19 protein-coding genes and 1 pseudogene are annotated in these 19,273 nt (G+C 57.2%); 19 read left to right on the forward strand and 1 reads right to left on the reverse strand.

Features of this window, described 5'->3' with window-relative positions:
- Window positions 1-44: 44 nt before the first annotated feature.
- The 16 genes and pseudogenes from pyrB to HY868_16260 all read left to right on the forward strand — a co-directional run bounded on the left by pyrB (window position 45) and on the right by HY868_16260 (window position 15,903).
- Window positions 45-1,025 carry an aspartate carbamoyltransferase gene (gene pyrB, locus HY868_16185; GenBank protein ID MBI5303676.1) on the forward strand — a complete coding sequence of 327 codons (981 nt, stop codon included), beginning with the start codon at window positions 45-47 and terminating at the stop codon, window positions 1,023-1,025.
- A gap of 43 nt (window positions 1,026-1,068) precedes the next feature.
- Window positions 1,069-1,446, forward strand: coding sequence for a four helix bundle protein (locus HY868_16190; GenBank protein ID MBI5303677.1), 378 nt, complete (start codon window positions 1,069-1,071; stop codon window positions 1,444-1,446).
- 57 nt (window positions 1,447-1,503) lie between these two features.
- Window positions 1,504-2,493, forward strand: coding sequence for an ornithine carbamoyltransferase (locus tag HY868_16195; protein ID MBI5303678.1), 990 nt, complete (start codon window positions 1,504-1,506; stop codon window positions 2,491-2,493).
- An 80-nt stretch (window positions 2,494-2,573) separates the two neighbouring features.
- Window positions 2,574-3,581 carry a carbamate kinase gene (gene arcC / locus HY868_16200; GenBank protein ID MBI5303679.1) on the forward strand — a complete coding sequence of 336 codons (1,008 nt, stop codon included), beginning with the start codon at window positions 2,574-2,576 and terminating at the stop codon, window positions 3,579-3,581.
- Between the two features lie 87 nt (window positions 3,582-3,668).
- Complete coding sequence (locus HY868_16205; protein MBI5303680.1) at window positions 3,669-4,322, forward strand: type II toxin-antitoxin system HicB family antitoxin; 654 nt, start codon at window positions 3,669-3,671, stop codon at window positions 4,320-4,322.
- Between the two features lie 78 nt (window positions 4,323-4,400).
- Window positions 4,401-5,522 carry a tetratricopeptide repeat protein gene (locus tag HY868_16210; protein MBI5303681.1) on the forward strand — a complete coding sequence of 374 codons (1,122 nt, stop codon included), beginning with the start codon at window positions 4,401-4,403 and terminating at the stop codon, window positions 5,520-5,522.
- Between the two features lie 35 nt (window positions 5,523-5,557).
- Window positions 5,558-6,823 (forward strand): threonine synthase, encoded by a 1,266-nt coding sequence (gene thrC, locus HY868_16215; GenBank protein ID MBI5303682.1) that lies wholly within the window; start codon window positions 5,558-5,560, stop codon window positions 6,821-6,823.
- 111 nt (window positions 6,824-6,934) lie between these two features.
- Window positions 6,935-7,693 carry an SUMF1/EgtB/PvdO family nonheme iron enzyme gene (locus tag HY868_16220; protein MBI5303683.1) on the forward strand — a complete coding sequence of 253 codons (759 nt, stop codon included), beginning with the start codon at window positions 6,935-6,937 and terminating at the stop codon, window positions 7,691-7,693.
- 52 nt (window positions 7,694-7,745) lie between these two features.
- On the forward strand, window positions 7,746-8,960 hold the full coding sequence (gene tatA / locus HY868_16225; GenBank protein ID MBI5303684.1) for a twin-arginine translocase TatA/TatE family subunit: 1,215 nt from the start codon (window positions 7,746-7,748) through the stop codon (window positions 8,958-8,960).
- 18 nt (window positions 8,961-8,978) lie between these two features.
- Window positions 8,979-9,305, forward strand: a pseudogene (locus tag HY868_16230) (SUMF1/EgtB/PvdO family nonheme iron enzyme).
- Window positions 9,306-9,495: 190 nt separating this feature from the next.
- A complete protein-coding gene (locus HY868_16235; GenBank protein ID MBI5303685.1) occupies window positions 9,496-10,095 on the forward strand; it encodes a hypothetical protein in 600 nt (199 codons plus the stop codon).
- A 65-nt stretch (window positions 10,096-10,160) separates the two neighbouring features.
- Entirely contained in the window at window positions 10,161-11,540 is a 1,380-nt protein-coding gene (locus tag HY868_16240; protein ID MBI5303686.1) for a pyridoxal-phosphate dependent enzyme, read from the forward strand.
- A gap of 293 nt (window positions 11,541-11,833) precedes the next feature.
- Complete coding sequence (locus HY868_16245; protein MBI5303687.1) at window positions 11,834-12,811, forward strand: polysaccharide deacetylase family protein; 978 nt, start codon at window positions 11,834-11,836, stop codon at window positions 12,809-12,811.
- 1 nt (window position 12,812) lies between these two features.
- A complete protein-coding gene (locus tag HY868_16250; GenBank protein MBI5303688.1) occupies window positions 12,813-13,433 on the forward strand; it encodes a hypothetical protein in 621 nt (206 codons plus the stop codon).
- Window positions 13,430-14,788, forward strand: a complete 1,359-nt coding sequence (locus HY868_16255; protein MBI5303689.1) for a hypothetical protein — start codon at window positions 13,430-13,432, stop codon at window positions 14,786-14,788. The genes HY868_16250 and HY868_16255 overlap by 4 nt, the downstream gene beginning before the upstream one ends.
- Complete coding sequence (locus tag HY868_16260; GenBank protein ID MBI5303690.1) at window positions 14,785-15,903, forward strand: hypothetical protein; 1,119 nt, start codon at window positions 14,785-14,787, stop codon at window positions 15,901-15,903. Before HY868_16255 ends, HY868_16260 begins: the two co-directional genes overlap by 4 nt.
- A 22-nt stretch (window positions 15,904-15,925) precedes the next feature.
- On the opposite strand, the gene HY868_16265 is transcribed toward HY868_16260, so the two are convergent.
- Window positions 15,926-17,116 carry an MFS transporter gene (locus HY868_16265; protein ID MBI5303691.1) on the reverse strand — a complete coding sequence of 397 codons (1,191 nt, stop codon included), beginning with the start codon at window positions 17,114-17,116 and terminating at the stop codon, window positions 15,926-15,928.
- A 168-nt stretch (window positions 17,117-17,284) separates the two neighbouring features.
- Here HY868_16265 and HY868_16270 point away from each other — a divergent pair, with 168 nt between their 5' ends.
- From HY868_16270 to ribA, 3 genes are read left to right on the forward strand one after another with little or no spacing between them, the layout of a single operon-like run.
- The gene (locus tag HY868_16270; protein MBI5303692.1) at window positions 17,285-18,193 is read left to right on the forward strand and encodes a 1-acyl-sn-glycerol-3-phosphate acyltransferase; all 909 of its coding nucleotides are present in this window, start codon (window positions 17,285-17,287) and stop codon (window positions 18,191-18,193) included.
- 50 nt (window positions 18,194-18,243) lie between these two features.
- Complete coding sequence (locus HY868_16275; GenBank protein MBI5303693.1) at window positions 18,244-18,600, forward strand: hypothetical protein; 357 nt, start codon at window positions 18,244-18,246, stop codon at window positions 18,598-18,600.
- Window positions 18,601-18,618: 18 nt separating this feature from the next.
- Window positions 18,619-19,269 carry a GTP cyclohydrolase II gene (gene ribA, locus HY868_16280; protein MBI5303694.1) on the forward strand — a complete coding sequence of 217 codons (651 nt, stop codon included), beginning with the start codon at window positions 18,619-18,621 and terminating at the stop codon, window positions 19,267-19,269.
- Window positions 19,270-19,273 lie beyond the last annotated feature (4 nt).

Below are 19,273 nucleotides of genomic sequence, written 5' to 3' on the forward strand. Positions count from 1 at the left end.
AATGACAATTGAAATAAACCACAAACCCAAAGGAGGATTTTACCATGCGTAGTTTTGCCGGACGCGACATTTTGTCGCTCAAGGAATTTGAACGGAACGAGTTTTTCCACGTCTTTGACGTCGCGCAAAAGATGGAAGTGATCGCGCGCGGGCGCAAGAACGTGGACATGCTCAAAGAGAAAACGCTCGTCACCGCGTTCTATCAACCCAGCACGCGCACGCGCCTCGCGCACGAAGCCGCGATGCACCGCCTCGGCGGGCACGTGACCGGTTTCTCGGACGCGAAAATGACGCGCGCGGGCGACTGGTATCAAGAGTCCATCAAGGACACGGTCAAGATGTTGGAATTTTACGGCGACGTGATCGTGATGCGCCATTTCCAAAAAGGCGCGCCGCATGAAGCCGCGAAATGGTCGAGCGTGCCGATCATCAACGGCGGCGATGGCTGGGGCGAACACCCGACCCAGATTCTTACCGATCTCTACACCGTGCTCCGCGAAAAGGGTCGCATTGACGGTTTACGCTGGCTCGCTGTCGGCGACATGCGGATGCGCACGATGCACTCGCTCGGTTACGCGCTCTCGCAATTCGATTGCCCCATCACGTTCGTTTCGCCGGGCGCAAACGACCTCTTCCCCAACTCGCCCGATATGCGGATGCCGGAAGAGTACAAAGCCGATTTCAAACAGTACGGACTCAACTTTACCGAAGCCGAGCATGTCGAGCAAGCGATTGCGGACGCGGATGTGATTTTGGTCGAGCCAGTAATTCAACCGGATTACACGCAGGCGCGCCAGGAAGCGAGCAAGGACAAGTCGCTGACGCCGGCGAATTACAAGATCACGCGCGAATTGTTGATGGGCAAAGCCAAGAGCGATGCGATTCTGCTCCATTCGCTTCCGCGCATGGACGAGATTCCACTCGATGTGGACATTACGCGCTGGTCGCGTTATTGGCAAGAAGCGTTCAATGGCGTGGTGATGCGCATGACGTTGATCGCGATGGTTTTGGGAGCAGTCGAATAGTCACGTAGTCGAATAGTCGGATAGTCTCACAGTGGAGGCTGGAATGGCGAAGATCGAGCGATTCGAGGATCTCAAGGCATGGCAAAAGGCGCGCGAACTTGCGAACACGATTTATGATCTGACCGAACACACGACGTTCGCCAAGGATTTCAAATTGCGAAACCAGATTCAGGGCGCGGCAGGATCCGTCATGCACAACATCGCAGAAGGATTCGATTCAGGTTCCGATCCAGAGTTCATTCGTTTCCTGAAAATTGCGCGACGCTCCGCAAGTGAAACGCAATCGGAATTATATCTTGCGCTAGACCGCAAGTACATCACCCAAGATGAAAGACTAGCGGCACACGACCTGGCATCTGAAGCCAAGAAACTCATCAACGGCATGATCGCGTACTTGCGCGGCAGCAAATCACGCGACTGACGACTATTCGACTAACGACTACCCGACTATCAGACTACAAGACAAGGAGACTATCACATGCAAACATTCTTACACGGTCGCGATTTGATCGGCGACCTGGATTTCTCGAAAGAAGAAGTCGAAACCGTATTGGAGGTTGCGTTCGATCTGAAACGCAAACGCGCGTTGAACGAACCGCATCCGATTTTACGCGACAAGGTACTCGCGATGCTGTTCTTTTTCTCCAGCACGCGCACGCGCGGCTCGTTCGAAGCGGGCATGGCGCAACTCGGCGGTCACGCCGCGTTCATTGACTCGGAGACGACGCAGATTTCGCACGGCGACACGGCGAAGGAAATCGGCGAAATTTTCGGTCGCTATTTCGACGGCATCGCGATTCGCCAATGCGATTGGAAATTCGGCAACCAGTACATCAACGAAGTCGCCAAGTATTCGCGTTCGCCCATTCTCAACATGCAGTGCGACATCTATCACCCGTTCCAATGCCTCGCCGACTTGATGACGATCATGGAAAAGAAGGGACGCGATCTGCGGAGAAAACGGATCGTCGTTTCGTGGGCGTATGCCGCGTCGTACCTCAAACCGATCTCGGTGCCGCAATCGCTGATCCTGCAAATGCCGCGCTTTGGCATGGATGTCACGCTTGCGTATCCGCCGGAATTCAAACTGATGCCTGACATCGTTGGGCAGGCGCAAGAGCAAGCGAAAAAATTCGGCACGGCGTTCGACATCGTGGACGACAAGAATGGCATGGAGAAAGCGTTCAAGGACGCGGACATTATCTACGCCAAATCCTGGGGTCCCTTGTTGACAACGGACGACAAGACCGAAGGCAAAAAGATGCAGGACTCGTACAAGCACTGGATCACCGACGAAGCCAAGATGAAGTTAGCCAAGCCCGACGCGATTTACATGCACCCGCTGCCTGCCGACCGCAACATCGAAGTGACCGATGGCGTGATTGATGGACCGAACTCGGTCGTGTACGACGAAGCCGAAAATCGCTTGCACGCGCAAAAAGCGGTAATGGCTCTGACGATGAGTTAGATAGTGCAATAGTGCGATAGTTGAAACTCTGAATTGGCGACTATCGCACTATTGAACTATTGCACTCGGAAGGAATTCAAATGCCCACAAAAAAGAAAATTACAAAACCCATCGCGAAGAAAACCGTCAAGAAGACAAAACGTAAACTGGCGGTCATCGCGATTGGCGGTAACTCGCTGATCAAAGACGCGGCGCATCAATCGGTCGAAGACCAGGAATCGGCGTTGCGCGAGACCGCGCACCACATCGCCGATATGGTCGAGCAGGGCTGGGACATTGCGATTGGTCACGGCAACGGTCCCCAGGTCGGTTTCATCTTGCGCCGATCCGAGATCGCGGCGAAGGTCGAAGGGATGCACGAAGTCCCGCTCGACGTGTGCGGCGCAGACTCGCAAGGTGCCATCGGTTACGAATTGCAACAAGCGTTGCAAAACGAGTTGTACCATCGCGGGATCAAGAAACGCGTCGCGACGATCATCACCCAGGTTTTGGTGAACCAGGAGGATCCCGCGTTCAAGAATCCATCCAAGCCCATCGGCAGTTTTATGGATCAAGCCGAAGCCATGCGCCGCAAAAACGAAATGGGCTGGAGTGTCGTCGAAGATGCGGGACGCGGTTGGCGGCGCGTTGTGCCCTCGCCACAGCCAGCAGAAATCGTCGAGCAAACGACCATCGAAGCCGTGCTCAATCAAGGTATCATCGCGATCACGGTCGGCGGCGGCGGCATCCCGGTGATTGACGTTGGTGACGGCGAATATCGCGGCACCGCAGCGGTGATTGACAAGGATTTCGCATCGAGTTTGCTCGCGCGCGAAATCAAAGCGGATATGTTCTTGATCGCGACCGCGGTCGAAAAAGTGGCGATCAACTTTGGCAAGCCGAATCAGCAATGGCTCGACAAGCTGACGCTCGCCGAAGCGAAGCAGTATCTCGCCGACGGCACGCACTTTGCCAAAGGTTCGATGGCGCCCAAGATGCAAGCGATCATTTGGTTCCTCGAAGCCGGCGGCAAGCATGCGATCATCACGAATCCGGAAAATATCGGGCGCGCGTTGCGCGGTGAAACGGGAACGCACATAGTGCGATAGTGCGATGGTTCGATAGTGCGATAGTTGATGCGCGAACATTCAACTATCGCACTAACACACTATTGCACGATCGGACTGGGAGGTGACATGCCCCAATACCAGGTCTTTCTCGAAACTTCTGCCGAAGCGATTGAAGAGGGTGGCTATCTCGCGCATGTTCCCGCGTTGATTGGTTGTGTGGCGCGCGGCAAGACGAAGGACGAAGCGATGGCGAATGTGCGCGAAGCCATCGCGGCGTACCTCGCGTGGTTGCGTCAACATCATCTCGACGCGCCGGATGCGAATGAAGCAATCGAGCTCGACGTGACCGAAACGGAGAGCACGATCTTGCCGCCGGATTACGCGGCGATGAATTATGACGAACTCGAAGACTTGTGGCATCGCGCCGCGCTCTCGCGTCAAGAGTTGCTCCGCGTTCTTGCCGCGATGCCGGCGGACGCGCTCACTCGCAAATCGGGTGAAAATGATTGGGCAATCCGCAACATCCTCGCGCATCTCGCGCAAGCGGATCTGTGGTACGCGTCGCGGCTGGACGAAGGCGGCTTGCCGGAATTGTTGTGGCGCATCGCGGCGACGCGCGCGCTCGTGTTGCAACGTCTCCAGAATTTACCCGCCGACGAACGCGCGCGCGTGACCAATCACGGCGGCGAAGAATGGACGCCGCGCAAGGTCGCGCGACGAATGCTCGAACACGAGCGCGAGCATCTGGAACAGATCCGGGAAATTCTGAAAGCGCAATAGTTCGATAGTGGAATAGTGCGATAGTTACGTGACTGCGTTTTCAACTATCGCATTATCGCATTATCGCATGAGCAAACTATGGGACTATTTGACCTGCTCTCGATTTTCTACGCGGTGCTTGGCGTGCGCGCGTTGTGGACACTCAAGCAGAATTGGCGCGCGTTCACCGACGACGAGTTGTCCCCGTTCGACCGGCGACTCGCGAGCGAACTCGCGTTCTTCGTGCTCGTGCCAATCGGTGTGTTTCTGCACGAACTCGGTCACGCCGCGGCGACGTACCAAATGGGCGGAACGATTGATTGGTTCGGTGGCGGATTTCACTACGCGCTGTTTTTCGGATACGTGATTCCGCGCGGGCGATTCACAGACTTGCAAGATTGGTGGATTTCGCTCGCGGGCAATCTTGTGTCGGTGATTTTCGGATTTGCCCTCTTGCTTCTGACGCGCGTTTCCAACCGAGCATGGTTCAAGTACACGATGCTCGCGTCCGCGCGGATTCAACTGGGTTGGGCGCTCGTCGGTTATCCGCTGATCACGTTCGCCGGTTTTGAAGGCGATTGGCAAACGATCTATTTTGCGCTTCCGAACCTGGGTGTAGCTGTTTTTATCGCGCAAGCAATCCTGGTGATTGGATTGTTTTTGCTCGACCGCAGCGCCTGGGTCAAACGTTGGGAAGTGAGTCTGGACACACACGCGCGCGATGAATTACGCAAACTGGACAACGCGATTGCCGCGCGTCCTGGCACACCCGATCCGATCATCGAGCGCGGCAATTTTTTCGCGGCGTATGGGCACGCCGAATCGGCGATTGCCGAGTATCGCGCCGCGGCGAAACTCGATCCTGGGAATCCGCGTGCGCTCTACAACATCGGGCAGATGCGGCAGATGCAAAAGCGCTACACCGACGCCGAGAAATATTTTCGCGAAGCGTTGCCGCGCGCGGGGAACAACGCGGCAGGCGTTCACCACAGTTTGGCGCTCGCGCTGTTCCATCGCGGGAAAATCGCGGATGCCATGCGCGAATTCGATGCCGCCATCGCGCAGAATCCCAATGTCGCCGAGTTTTTCTTTTGGCGCGGGAATGCGCGGCGCGCACATCGCGACGATACCGGGGCGCGTTCCGATTTCGCTCACGTGCTCGAACTCGCAGTGGATAATCCGGAATTGGTGGCGCGCGCAAAGGAACTACTGAATTCGTGACGCGTGATGTGTGATCGCGCACGATGGGAGACACAATGACTTTTCATTTCAAATGTACGCTGTGCGGCGCTGAGTACGAATCGAACGCGGTGCGCTATGTTTGCCCCAAGCACGGCGATGATGGCATCCTCGACACGATCCTCGACTACAAGGCGATTGCCGCGACGACATCGCCGCGCCAAATTTCCGAGTCGCGCGATTTTTCGATTTGGCGATACGCGCCGCTGTTACCGATTGACGACGCGCACGCTTCGCGATTCGCGCCGCCGCTTCACGTTGGTTGGACGCCGCTCTATCGCGCGACGAAAGCGGGCGCGCAACTCGGTTTGAGCAATCTATATTTGAAGGACGATGGACGCAATCCGACCGCGTCGTTCAAGGATCGTGCGAGCGCGTTCGTCGTCGCCAAGGCGCGCGAACTCGGCGTCGAGATCATCACAACGGCGAGCACGGGGAACGCGGGCGCGGCGCTCGCGGGTCTCGCCGCCGCCGCGCAAATGCCGACTGTGATCTTCGTACCGCAAACCGCGCCGCAAGCCAAGATCGCGCAACTGTTGATTTTCGGTTCGCGTGTGATGCTCGTCAAAGGTAACTACGACCAGGCATTCGATTTGTGTCTCGCCGCGTCGAAAGAATTTGGTTGGTACTGTCGCAACACCGCGTACAATCCGTTCACAGTCGAGGGCAAGAAAACGGCGTCGTTTGAAATTTGCGAACAGTTGATGCAAATTACCAATTACCAATTACCAATTGCCAAATGGACTGCGCCTGATTCGATCTTTGTATCTGTAGGCGATGGCAACATCATCAGCGGTTTGTGGAAAGGGCTTGGAGATTTGTTGAACCTGGGTTGGATCAACCAGATGCCGAAATTGATGGGCATTCAAGCCGAAGGTTCGGCGGCGTGTTACAACGCGTGGAAAGCTGGGACGGAAAAGATTACACCGGTCAACGCGACAACCATCGCGGATTCGATCAGCGCAGACATTCCGCGCGATGGGGTGCGCGCGGTGCGCGCGGTGCGCGAGACCGGCGGCGCGTACCTCACCGTGAGCGACGACGAAATTCTCGCCGCGATTCGCGATCTCGCGCGCACCGAAGCCGTGTTTGCGGAACCAGCGGCGTCCACCGCGTATGCGGGATTGCAGAAAGCGGTCAAGCAAGGTCTTGTGAAATCGGACGAGACGATTGTGTGTCTCATCACCGGCAGCGGTCTCAAAGACATCAAGAGCGCGATGCAAGTTGCGGGTGAAGGCACGCTCATCGAGCCGTCGCTCGACGCGGTTAAACGGATTTTGTAGGGGCGAGGTATTCGCGCAATCGTGTTTCTCGACAAGGTGATTTGCGAATGCCAAACCATTTCCGCAAGAAATCGAATTCGGCGAATGCCTCGCCCTTACGCGGAGGATCTCGTGTCTGTTCACATCGGCAAAGACGGCAAGCGAATGATCCTCATTCCCGCCGGGTTTTTTCTGATGGGGACGAGTGATGCTGATCTGGTCGAGATGGAGGCGCAATACGGTTGGAAGCGCGAGTGGTTTGCGGATGAGATGCCGCAACGCCGCGTGTACCTCGACGCGTATTACATTGACGAAATGCCGGTGACGAATGCCGATTACAAAAAGTTTCTCGATGCTGGCGCACTGCGACCAGTGCCGGAAAACTGGGATAAGCGTTATCGTTCGTACATGATCGGCGCAAGCGATCACCCGGTTACCTGCGTGTCCTGGGATGATGCGAACGCGTACGCGGTGTGGGCGGGCAAGCGCCTGCCGACCGAAGCGGAGTGGGAAAAAGCCGCGCGTGGTACGGACGGTCGTTGGTTTCCCTGGGGTAATCGGCTCGATGTAACACGGTTCAACTCGCGCGAATCAAATGTGCACGGCACGACGCCGGTGAATCAGTTCTCGCCGCGCGGTGATAGTCCGTTCGGCGTGATGGATGTGGTCGGCAATGTATCCGAGTGGTGCGCGGACTGGTACGCGGAGGATTATTTCAAGTTGTCGCCCGACCGAAATCCACGCGGTCCCGCATCCGGCGATTGGCGTGTGCTACGCGGCGGCGCGTGGGATGCCGCATCCGATCTCGCGCGCTGCGCCAGCCGCGATTACATTTCACCGGAAAGTGGATACGCAACGGTAGGGTTTCGCTGTGCAGGGTCAGTTCGATAGTTCGATGGTTGATGGGTTGGCAAACGGTTTTGCTCTTTAACGGAGAAAAACGATGTTTGGATTTCAACCGCAAGATTTGCTGATTATTCTGATCGTTGCGCTCGTTCTATTTGGTCCAAGCCAATTGCCAAAGTTGGCGCGGATGGTGGGCGAATCGTTGCGTGAGTTTCGCAAGGCGACGGATGAAGTACAAAAGCCAGTGGAGGATGCGGCGAAGACCGTGCGCGAGTCGTTGAGCGAACGACCGTTGCTTGTGTTCGTCAGTTCGCTGATGAACCCCAAGTGCGACGATTTGATTGCCGAGCGCGCCGCCGCGAAAAAAGCGATTGAAGCGTTGCCCGTCTCGCGTTCGTGGCGATTTGAGGATAGCCCGGCGTCGCCGGAAGCCGCGCCGCGTGTGTACTTGCGCAAGGTCAAAGAGTGCGATATTTTCGTTTTGGTGCTGGGCAAAGAAATCACGTATCCGGTTTTGCGCGAGTACGCCACCGCGCGTAAACACAAACGACCACGCTTGGCTTTTCTGAAAAAATGCGAACGCACACCGGCAACGCAACAATTTGTTCGTCATATTGGCGGCGAGGTCAAGTGGAAGGATTTTGGCGCGGCGCTGGATTTGGAAAAGCAAATCCAAATTGCGATTGTGGATTTGCTTCTGCTCAAATTTCGCGACAAATTTACCGCGAATCAAATCATCGCGTTGACCGGTTTCCTTTCACAATTGAATAAACCGATTGAAATGCCTGTGCCGCTACCCGCCGAACCCGAATCACCCGCGCCGCGCATTGAGGTGCTTGAACCTGAACCACCGCCCATTGAGAAACCGGATTCGCTGTTCACGCCGACCTACAAGTACGGTAAAGATGGCAAACGAATGATCCTGATTCCCGCCGGCGAATTTTTGCGCGGCACGAGCGATGCCGATATTCTAGAAATGAATCTGCGCTTTGGCTGGGACGCAAAATCGTTTGAAAACGAAAAACCGCAGCGCAAAATTTATCTCGACGCGTACTACATTGGCGAAACGCCGGTGACGAACGAGGAGTACAAAAAATTCGCGGATGCGACTGGGCGCGATGTTCCGTACGATTGGGACAAGAACTGGCGCAGGTTTCCCACTGGTAAGGACAAGCATCCGGTTGCGAATGCGACCTGGGATGACGCGAACGCGTACGCGCATTGGGCGGGCGGACGCTTGCCCACCGAAGCGGAATGGGAAAAAGCCGCGCGCGGGACAGATGGACGATGTTATCCATGGGGCAACGAGTAACCCGATGCAACTCGTTGCAACTTTAACGACAACGAGAAAGGCACAACGCCAGTTGGAAAGTACGGCTCGCGCGGTGATAGCCCATACCATGTAAAAGAAATGGCAGGCAATGTGTGGGAGTGGTGCGCGGATTGGTATGACGCGGAGTACTATAAAAATTCACCGGCACAAAATCCGCGGGGTCCTGATTCTGGGAATTCTCGCGTTCTTCGTGGCGGGTCTTGGGGCAGCTATCGAGATTTCGCGCGTTGTGCGTACCGCGGCCGCAGCAATCCTCATATCCGTTACTACGATATCGGGTTTCGCGTTGCCGAGTCTTTCCCTGGGTTTGGTTCTGTTTCCTGAATTCTGGATTTCTGATTTCTGGGGGGAGTCCAGAGGGTGGCGCAGTTTGCCCCCCTCTGGTCGCCGGAAAAATTGCGAGTGGTAAATGAATGAGACCTGTCAGGTCTTCAAGACCTGACAGGTCTGGGGAGAGCGACGCGGATGAAAGACCTGTCAGGTCTGCCAAGCGGAGGTGACGTTGGAAAAAGAAATTCCACTCGTTCACGGCGGTTATTATCACATTTACAATCGCGGGAACGCGGGCGAAAATATTTTTCGCGAGCAACGCAACTATCCCTACTTTTTAACGCTGTATGCCAAGTACATCGAGCCGGTGGCAGAAACATTTGCCTATTGCCTGCTGCGAAACCATTTCCATTTATTGGTGAGGATTCGCGAACGCGAGACCTGTCAGGTCTCTAAAGACCTGACAGGTCTATCAAAGGTCTTGAATCCATCGCAACAGTTTTCCAATCTGTTCAATAGTTACACCAAATCCATCAACATAGCGTGCGGACGAACCGGCAATCTTTTTCAGCGACCATTCGGCAGAATTCGTGTGACCAATCACGAATACTTTGCCAACCTGGTTCACTACATTCACGTGAATCCACAAAAGCACGGTTTTATTGACGACTTTCGCGAATATCCGTACTCGTCGTATCAGACTTTCCGTTCTGCCAAGCCGACGCGCCTCAATCGCGATGTTGTGTTGGAATGGTTCGGTGGCGGCGACAATTTCAAAATGATACATGATCTTCCGCTCGATACTCAAGCCATTGTCGAGTTGATTGGTAACGATGGCGACTGATAATCGAGACCTGTCAGGTCTTCAAGACCTGACAGGTCTGAGATACACAACACAAGGAGTAACACATGTCCAAACTAATTCTCGGACCTACGTTCGAAGAAATGCTTCACCCCAACAAAATCGCGCCGGAAATTCGCAAGCGCGCGATTGAAGCGAAGACGCAAGACCCGCTCGACCCGATCAACTTGTTCAACATCACCTGGCGCGATGGTAACAACAACATCTACTATCACGTCATGCCGAAGGAGTTGACCGGCGTGGACGCGAACATCGTCGTCCTCTACGGCAAGGATTTTCCGAGTGGCTCGCACAAGGTCGGCGCGGCGTACTCGGTGCTGATCGAAAAGCAATCGTTCGGCGAAGTGGACCCCAGCACGCACACGCTCGTGTGGCCCTCGACCGGCAACTACGGCATCGGTGGCGCGTACGTCGGTTGTCGCATGGGCTTTGACAGCATCGTCGTTTTGCCGGCGGGGATGAGCCAGGAACGTTTCCAGCGCATCGAATCGTACGGCGCGAAAATCATCAAGACGGTCGGCTCGGAATCGAACGTCAAGGAAATTTACGACGAGACGCATCGCCTCAGCCAGAACGCCCAGGTCCGCATCCTCAATCAATTCGAGGTGATGGGCAACTATCGTTTCCACTATCACGTCACCGGCAACACGATTGTCGAACTCGCGGAGGTGTTGAAAGCGCAAGGCATCGGCACCGGCAAAATTTCCGCGTACTGCTCGGCGATGGGAAGCGCGGGTACGATTGCCGCCGGTGATCGTTTGAAGCAAGTGTGGCACGATCACAAGATCGTCGGACTCGAACCGATTCAATGCCCCACGCTGTTCAACAATGGCTATGGCTCGCACGACATTCAGGGCATTGGCGATAAGCATGTGACTTGGATTCATAACGTTATGAATCAAGACGCGATTATGTGCCTCGACGACATTGAATGTAAAAAGGGTTTGCAACTGCTTACCGAAGAAGCCGGCTGGAATACGCTCGTCAAACGCTTCGGCGTGCCGCGCGAGTCCGTCGAAAAGATGGCGACGATCTTCGGCATCAGCGGCGTGTGCAACGTGCTCGGCGCGATCAAGACCGCGAAATTCTACGGGATGGGCAAGGACGACACCGTCGTCACGATCTGCACGGATGCGATTGATCGCTATCATTCGGTGATGGGCGAAATGACGCAGATGTTCGGTAAGATGGACGAAGCCGAAGCGACCGCACGCGCCCATATCTTCCGCGATCAAAGAACGGATTGGATTCGCGAAGGCACGACGGACACGCGTCGCCAGTGGCACAATCTCAAATACTATACCTGGGTCGAGCAACAGGGCAAGACCGTCGAAGAACTCGACGCGCAACTGAGCCAGGAATGGTGGATCAAGCATCAACAGATGGTCGGCGAGATTGATGCGAAACTGAAAGCGGCGAGGGGCTAGTACCATTGCGAGCGAAGCGAAGCGATCCCCAAGCAACTTGGGGATCGCTTCGTCGGCACAAACCGCCTCATCAATGACATTTTGAATTTATGGATAATCACCAACGGGAGTGTGGTTCAACTTCGGGGTGAGCTTGGAATTCGACCGTCACGCAGCTGACATAAACCTCGTTTACCCTGCTATGCTTTGGACGGTTCGAGCGTGATATGCAGAACTCGCCCCCAAACTGAACTGCACCCACCAAAGGTCTGTGGTTTGCGTTTCTGGCGTCTTGTGATATACTCGTACTCGCAATGAAGTTCAGACGATTCCTATCGGCAACTCCCATCGCGGTGATGTTGGCGCTCGTTGGATACGCGATGGGACCCGCCTCACAATCGCCTGTAGTGGTGCATATGGCTGGGCTGGTTCTTCCGTCTGCCACGCCAACGGCGACGAATACGCCAACTGCAACATTGACGCCGACGCCGACCAACACACCGACCAGCACGCCCACGCCAACTGATACGCCCACATCTACACCCACCCGTACGCGCACGCCAGTGCCGCCGACGCGCGATCCTGGTCTGCGCGCTGCGCGCGTGCCGATTTTGATGTACCACTATGTCAGTGTTCCACCGCCGGACGCGGACAAGTACCGGCTCGATCTCTCCGTAACCCCCGCGAATTTTGACGCGCAGATGGAATATCTTGCGATTGAAGGGTACACGCCGGTTACCGTCTCCGCTTTGACCGACCATTTGCTTTACGGCGCGCCTTTGCCGCCCAAGCCCATCTTGCTGACATTCGACGACGGTTATCTTGATAATTACGAATTCGCATTCCCGATTCTGAAAAAGTACAAATTCGTCGGCACGATTAGTGTGATCACCGATTTCGTCGAAGGCAAAAGACCTGGCTATGTCAACTGGAATCAGTTGGAAGACATGGCAATCGCGGGAATGGAAATCGCATCGCATACTTTAGATCATCAGGATCTGAGTCGCTTGCCACGCGCGCTTCAGGTGAAGGAAATCGCCGAATCCAAAGCCGCCATCGAAACGCGCATCGGCACGCCGGTGAAAACGTTCTGTTATCCCGCCGGCAAATACACGGCGACGACGCTGGATGTGTTGCGCTCCGCCGGATACCTCGCCGGACTGACCGAAATTCAAGGCACGCGCCAATCCACGGATCAACTTTTTGAATTGCGCCGCATCCGCGTGCGCGGCAGTTATTCGGTCGCCGATTTCGGATACTGGATCAAATACTTTCTCGCAAGCGGCAAGTAACGTGCCTCCGTTCGCTGACCTCGAACTGGTTGCCCAGGCGGCGGTGCTCGTCGGCTTGGTCGCCGGGGCGTCCATCATCGTTCTGATTGCCGATTGGCGGGTTGCCCTCTTTGCGCTGACCGCGCAGTACCTCCTCGCCACCGTTGTGCTCGACGCGCTCCTTCCGTTTGAAACCGCGATCCTCCGCGCGATTTCCGGCGCGCTCGCCGTGTTGGTGTTGTACTTGACCGCGCGCCAAACCCGCGCGTACCACGCCAACATGTTCATCATCGGATTTTCGTTTCGCCTGTTCGCGCTCGCGCTCGTCGCCGCGAGTATTTTCGGCATCGCCTCCTCGATGACGTTTTTGAATCTCGCGCCGCGCGTCTTGTTCAGCGGCTTGTTCCTCATCGCGACCGGTATCCTTGTCGCGATTCTCTCGCGCAATGTGTTGCGGCTCGGCGTCGGCATTCTGTTGTTCAACAGTGGCTTTTGTATTCTGGAGACCGCGACCGAATCGAGTTTGATGCTGTACGGATTGCTGAACATTGCCGACCTGTTGCTCGCGGTCGTCGTCGCACACCTTGCGAAAATTTCGCTCGACGAAGGTTTGGAACGCCATCGTCGCGGAGAAGCGCCGTGAGCGTACTCCTTCTCGTTATCGCGTGCATCATCGCCGGAGTGGCGATTCGTTTTTTGCGCCGCTGGCCCCGCCTCGTGTTCATCGCAACGTTGCTCGCCGCGCTCACGCTCGGCGCGATCATCGCGACCGCCTCCGACGCGCCGTTTAGTTTTTTCGGACGCGCGCTCGCGCTCGACGCCTCGTCGCGCGTGTTTCTGATTCCAGCCGTCGCGATTGCCGCCGCGCTGGCGTTTTTTGGTCCGCTCAATTTCGATGCGCCCAGCACTTCCTTCTCCCAGATTCTCGTCAACTCGCAAGGTGCGTTTTTATTTTGGAGTCTCGCGCCGCTCATCGTCGCGATTGCGATTGACAGCTTTCCGCTCGCGATCTTTTTCTGGGCGTTGGGTTTGATCGTGTTGATGTTGCTCGCGCAACCGCGTCGCGAAGGAAACGTGGGCGGCGCGGCGCAGTTCATTCTTGTCACGGTCATCGCCGTGTCAAGTCTCTTGCTCGCGAGCCGGCTCATGGATTTGTATCCGCTCACGCCGGAAAATCTCGAACTGATTCGCACGACCGTAATTCTGCTCGCGCTGGGACTGGGTATCTTGCTCGCGGTCGCGCCGTTTCACGTGTGGCTGGGTCCGCTCGCCGATGAAATCCCCGCGCTCGGCGTCGCGTTCCTAGCCGGCGTCGCGCAACCGGTCGGCGTATGGTTGTTGTTCCAGCGCATGAACAACTTGTTTTGGCTAACCGATAAATCACCCTTGTTCACGGTTCTGCTTTTCGGCGGCGCGCTGACCGTGCCGGTCGGCGCGTTACTCGCGATCACCGAACAGCGCGATGGTCGCTTGATCGCGTACCTCGCGCTCGTGTCGCTTGGTCATGCCTTGATCGGACTGGGATTGAATACACCGCTCGCGACGATGGGCGCGTTGGCAGCGTTGTTCGATCGCGCGCTGGGTGTCGCGCTCGTCGCCGGGGGTTTTAGCTTTGTGCGTCATCATCCCGAGCGGCGCTGGCAATCCGTCGGCGCGCTCGCGATTTTACTTGGTGGGATGACGCTGGCAGGTGTTCCGCCCACGCCGGGATTTGCGGCGCGCTGGGTCATCTATCGCGAATTTGCCGCGACGAATGTCGAACTCGTCGCCTTGCTGGCAATCGCGAACGCGGCGGTCTTTTTGGCGACGGTGCGCGTGGTGTGGGGAATTCTCAACGCGCCCGCGCCAGAGCAGACGGACGAAGTCAAGGTCGTCCCGTACTTGTCCGCGCTGGTCGTCGCGTTGCTCGTTGTGTGTCTCGTCGTCGCGGGACTCGCGCCGCAACCGATGGCGAACGTGTTGACCCAGGTTATCGAAACCGCGCGGTACCTCAAATGAGCCGGCGCACTGAGTTCGTGCCGTACCAACCCAGGACGATTCTGAACAAGGGCAAGCGCGCCGACCACTGGTTTTGGACGCGATATAGCGCGTATCCGTACCTGGGTTGTCAGCACGGCTGCGAATTTTGTTACTGCCGCGAGCGCAAATTTTATCCGTACGAAAACGTGGATGATTTTGCGTTCGTCATCAAGGTGAAAGAGAATGCGCCCGCGCTGTTGCGCCGCGCGTTGAGCCGCGCGCCGGTGGACGCCGTTTTCACCGGCGATTATCAACCGGCTGAGAAAAAGTTTACGCTCTCGCGACAAATGCTCCAGGTCTGCGCCGAGCTTGGCTTTCCCGTTTTCGTCCTCTCCCGTTCCCCGCTCGTCCTGCGCGACCTCGATGTGTTGCAAACGATCAACGCGCGCACACGCGCGACCGTCGCGTTCAGCGTCATCGCGACGCCCGACTCGCCGCATCACGCGATCGCGCGCCAACTCGAACGACTCGCGCCGGTCGCGGAGAAACGATTTGCCGCGATGGAACAGCTCGCGCGCGCGGGCATCACGACCGGCGCGTGCATGATGCCGATTCTGCCCGGTGTGTGCGACGACGACGCGAACATTCAGAATGTCGCGCGGTGGACGGCGGAGCACGGCGGCAAGTTTGTGTTGGCGGGCGGCTTGACGCTGGCGGACCAACAGCGCGAATTTTTCTTCGGCAAACTGCGCGCGCAATTTCCGCATCTCGTCGGACTGTACGAACGGCTCTATCCGGTCGGCAGTTACGCTCCGAGCGGTTGGTCCTCGCGCGAGGTGTTGCGGCGCGTGCGCGCGGCGTGCGAACGCGTCGGCATCGGCGACCGAATGCCGCGCCCGATTATCGCGGGCGAGAAACGCGCGCGCAACAAACGCATCGTCGAGGTGTTGGCAAATCAGATTTACGCGATGGAGTTGGAAGACACGCCGACGCAACGCGTGTGGGCGTATCGTAAAGCCGCGTGGGCAATCGAGGATTTGGAACAAGACGTGGGTTTGGTGTATCGGACCCTGGGTCTGAGAGGACTCGAAGCGATTCCGAATGTCGCGCGTCCGCTCGCGCGCGAGATCGAACGATTGATGCAAACGATGTAGGGAACGCTCCGGCGAGCGTTCCCTACGTTTTTAGCGCGCGCGACGCAATGACGAGTGCGGACGCGGCGAACACACTGCCGAGCCAGTACGGCGCGGTGATCGCGATCGCATCGAACGACGCGCCGGCGATGGTTGGACCGACGATCATCGCGAGACTGAGGATCGCTTGCGTGCCACCCATCAGGCGACCTTGCTCGCGGGCGTCAACCCGTTGCGACACGAGACTCGTCAGCGATGGAATGCTCGTGCCGCTCCCCAACGCGCCGAGCGCAACGATCGGATACACCATCCAGTCTTGCGGCGCGACCGCAATCGCGGCAAGACTTGCCATCATCAAACCCAGCCCTCCGATGACGCGTCGCTTTTCCCCAAAGACCGGTTGAATCTTGCCGAACAAGACTCCCTGAATCAGCACCGCGCAGACGCCGACGAACGCAAAGAAAAATCCGTTGCGCGTGCTGTCCCAGCCAAAGCGGGCTTGACTGAACAAGGGAAAATTTGTTTGCAGTCCGGCGAACGCGAGGTTGAGCAAAAACATCGCGAGCAACAACGCGCGGAGCGTTGGTAGTGCGATGACGCCGCGCAGTTGCGCGACCCAGTTTAGTGCGCGGTGTTCGGACGTGGTTTTGCGTTTTTCCGGTAGCAATGATTCCGGGAGAACGCGCCAGCCAAAGATCACATTCGCCAGCGCAATCGCGCACGCGACGAACGCGGGCACGCTCAATCCGAACGCGCTCAACAATCCTCCGAGCGCGGGACCGAGCATCAACCCCAAGCCAAACGCCGCGCCGACCAAGCCCATCCCGCGCGCGCGATTTTCCGGCGTGGTGATGTCGGCGATGTACGCGTACGCGGTCGTGAGATTCCCGCCGGTGATGCCGTCGAGCGCGACCGCGAGAAAAATGAGCGCGAGCGAATTCGCCAAGCCGAGCAACAGGAACGCCGTCGCGGTGCCAAGCAAACAGACGAGCAAAACCGGTCGGCGTCCGTGCCGGTCGGACAACTCGCCGAGAATTGGTCCGCTGACGAGTTGCATCAACGCGTACACTGAGCCAAGAGCACCGGCAAAGAACGCGCCCGCGTGTTGCTCCTGTACAAAGTACGGCAATAGCGGAATCATTATTCCATAGCCGAGCAGATCCACGAAAACCGTGACAAAGATGAACGCGAGCGGCGACCGTTGCGCGCGCGAATTCGAGGATGACGAATCCATGCGTGCCATCATACCACAAAAGTAAGGGCGAGGCATTTGCCGAAGGTGTCCACTCAAAGCAACACGATTCGGCAAGTGACTCGCCCTTACCGCGCGACCCAACCACGCGAAAATTGCCGGGGCGATTGAAAAACGACGCGCAAGTAGGTATAATGCGCCCAACCAACTATGGCGACGCAAACACTCGCATTGCCAATCCAAAACCAAATTGACGCGCTGACCCGTATCAATCTCGACGACATGCTCGATAATTTTGGGCTGGGCAAACTCGCGCATGGACGTCGCGTCATCGAGCGCGTCATGTGGGGACCCGCGCAAATGCTCGCGCGCCAGGTTGTGCGGCTCGATGAGCGCGTCGGCGCGGCGGGCGTTCAGGTCGCCGGACGCGAATTGCTGGAGCAGTACATTCGGCGGCTGGAGGTTGTCGGCGCGGAAAACATTCCGACGACCGGCGGTGTGTTGTTCGCGTCGAATCACCCGGGGATGGTGGACACGCTCGCGTTTTTCACGAGCACGCGCCGCGCGGACGTGCGACTTGTCTCGAATGATCGTCCCTTTTTGCGCGCGCTGCCGAACATCGCGGCGCATTTGATTTTCGTGCACGATGATCCGACCAAACGCATGATGGTGGCGCGCCAGGTGACGCGCGCGTTGCAAAACGGCGACGCGGTGTTCATCTGCCCGGCGGGTGAGATCGAACCCGACCCTGCTGTGATGCCCGGCGCACGCGAATCGCTCGCGCGGTGGTCGGACAGTCTGGGGCTGTTCGTGCGCGCCGCGCCGAACGCCGTCGTCGTGCCGACGGTGATTAGCGGCGTGATTCATTACGGCGCGTTGACTAATCCACTGACGCGCGTGCGCCGCGCGCAAAAAGATCGCGCGCGCGTTGCCGCGACGATTCAAGCCGCGTTGCACGCGGTTGGTTACTTGCGGCGCACGATGGTCGCGCGTATCGAGTTCGGCGCGCCGTTGCCCGCGCGCGAATTGGCGACGCGCGGCGACGCCGCCGCGATCACGCGCGCGATCATCCACGCGGTCGAACCGATGATCGAACGCGCGCGGCGCACATCTGATTGATGACTGGTTGCGTAATCTAAATGGCTCGCGGTTGACGAGGAGGTTTGAACATGACGACAACGCGTTTCGGCGCACTGCAAATTATCATCGTGCTGTTGACGTTGGCGACGGCGCTCATCCACTTGTGGCTGGGCATCGCGCAAGTCACTATGGGCATCATGGGCGGCGTGATGTTTCTACTGAACGCGGCGGGCTATGTGGGTTTGATTGCCGCGCTGTATCTGAACGTGCCCATCGAGTTCATCGCCAAGCGTCGTTCGCTAGTGCGGATTGCGCTCGTCGTGTTCGCGGCGATCACGATTCTGGGCTGGGCGGCAATCGGGGCGCGCAACGAAATTGGTTTTCTCGATAAAGCGATTGAAGTCCTGTTGATCATCTTGCTCGTGCTCGAGGCGCGTCAGGAATAACGCGCCCATTGTTGATCTATGGCTGACTATCAAATCAAGATGATGGAGTGCGCGCGCATTCCCACCGAGTTCGGCGAATTTCGTTTATGCCTGTACGAAAACAATCAAGATCGCAAAGAGCATCTTGCGCTGGTCATGGGCAACGTGCGCGATCAAGATAATGTGCTCGCGCGCATTCACTCCGAATGTTTCACCGGCGACGTGCTGGGTTCGTTGCGGTGCGATTGCGGCGAGCAACTTGCGCGCGCGATGCAATTGATCGCGGCGCAAGGGACGGGCGTCGTCGTGTATCTGCGGCAAGAAGGACGCGGCATTGGGTTGTTGAGCAAACTGCGCGCGTACAACTTGCAGGATGCAGGGTACGACACCGTGGACGCGAATCTCAAACTGGGTCACGATGTGGACGAACGCGATTACACGCCCGCCAGTTTGATTCTGCGCGATCTGGGTGTGCGGTCGGTACGACTTATCACGAACAATCCCCGGAAACTCGACGCGCTCGACCGGCTGGGTGTGCAAATTACCGCGCGTGTGCCGATTCAACCGACGGTACATTCGCAGAATCGCGGTTACCTCGATACCAAGGCGCGGCGAATGAATCATCTCCTCGATCTCGCGCTGAAACCTAACGGCAACAATGGCGACAAGCCAAACGGCAATCACGCGTAGGGGC

The organism is Chloroflexota bacterium, assembly GCA_016219275.1.
GTDB lineage: Bacteria > Chloroflexota > Anaerolineae > UBA4142 > UBA4142 > JACRBM01.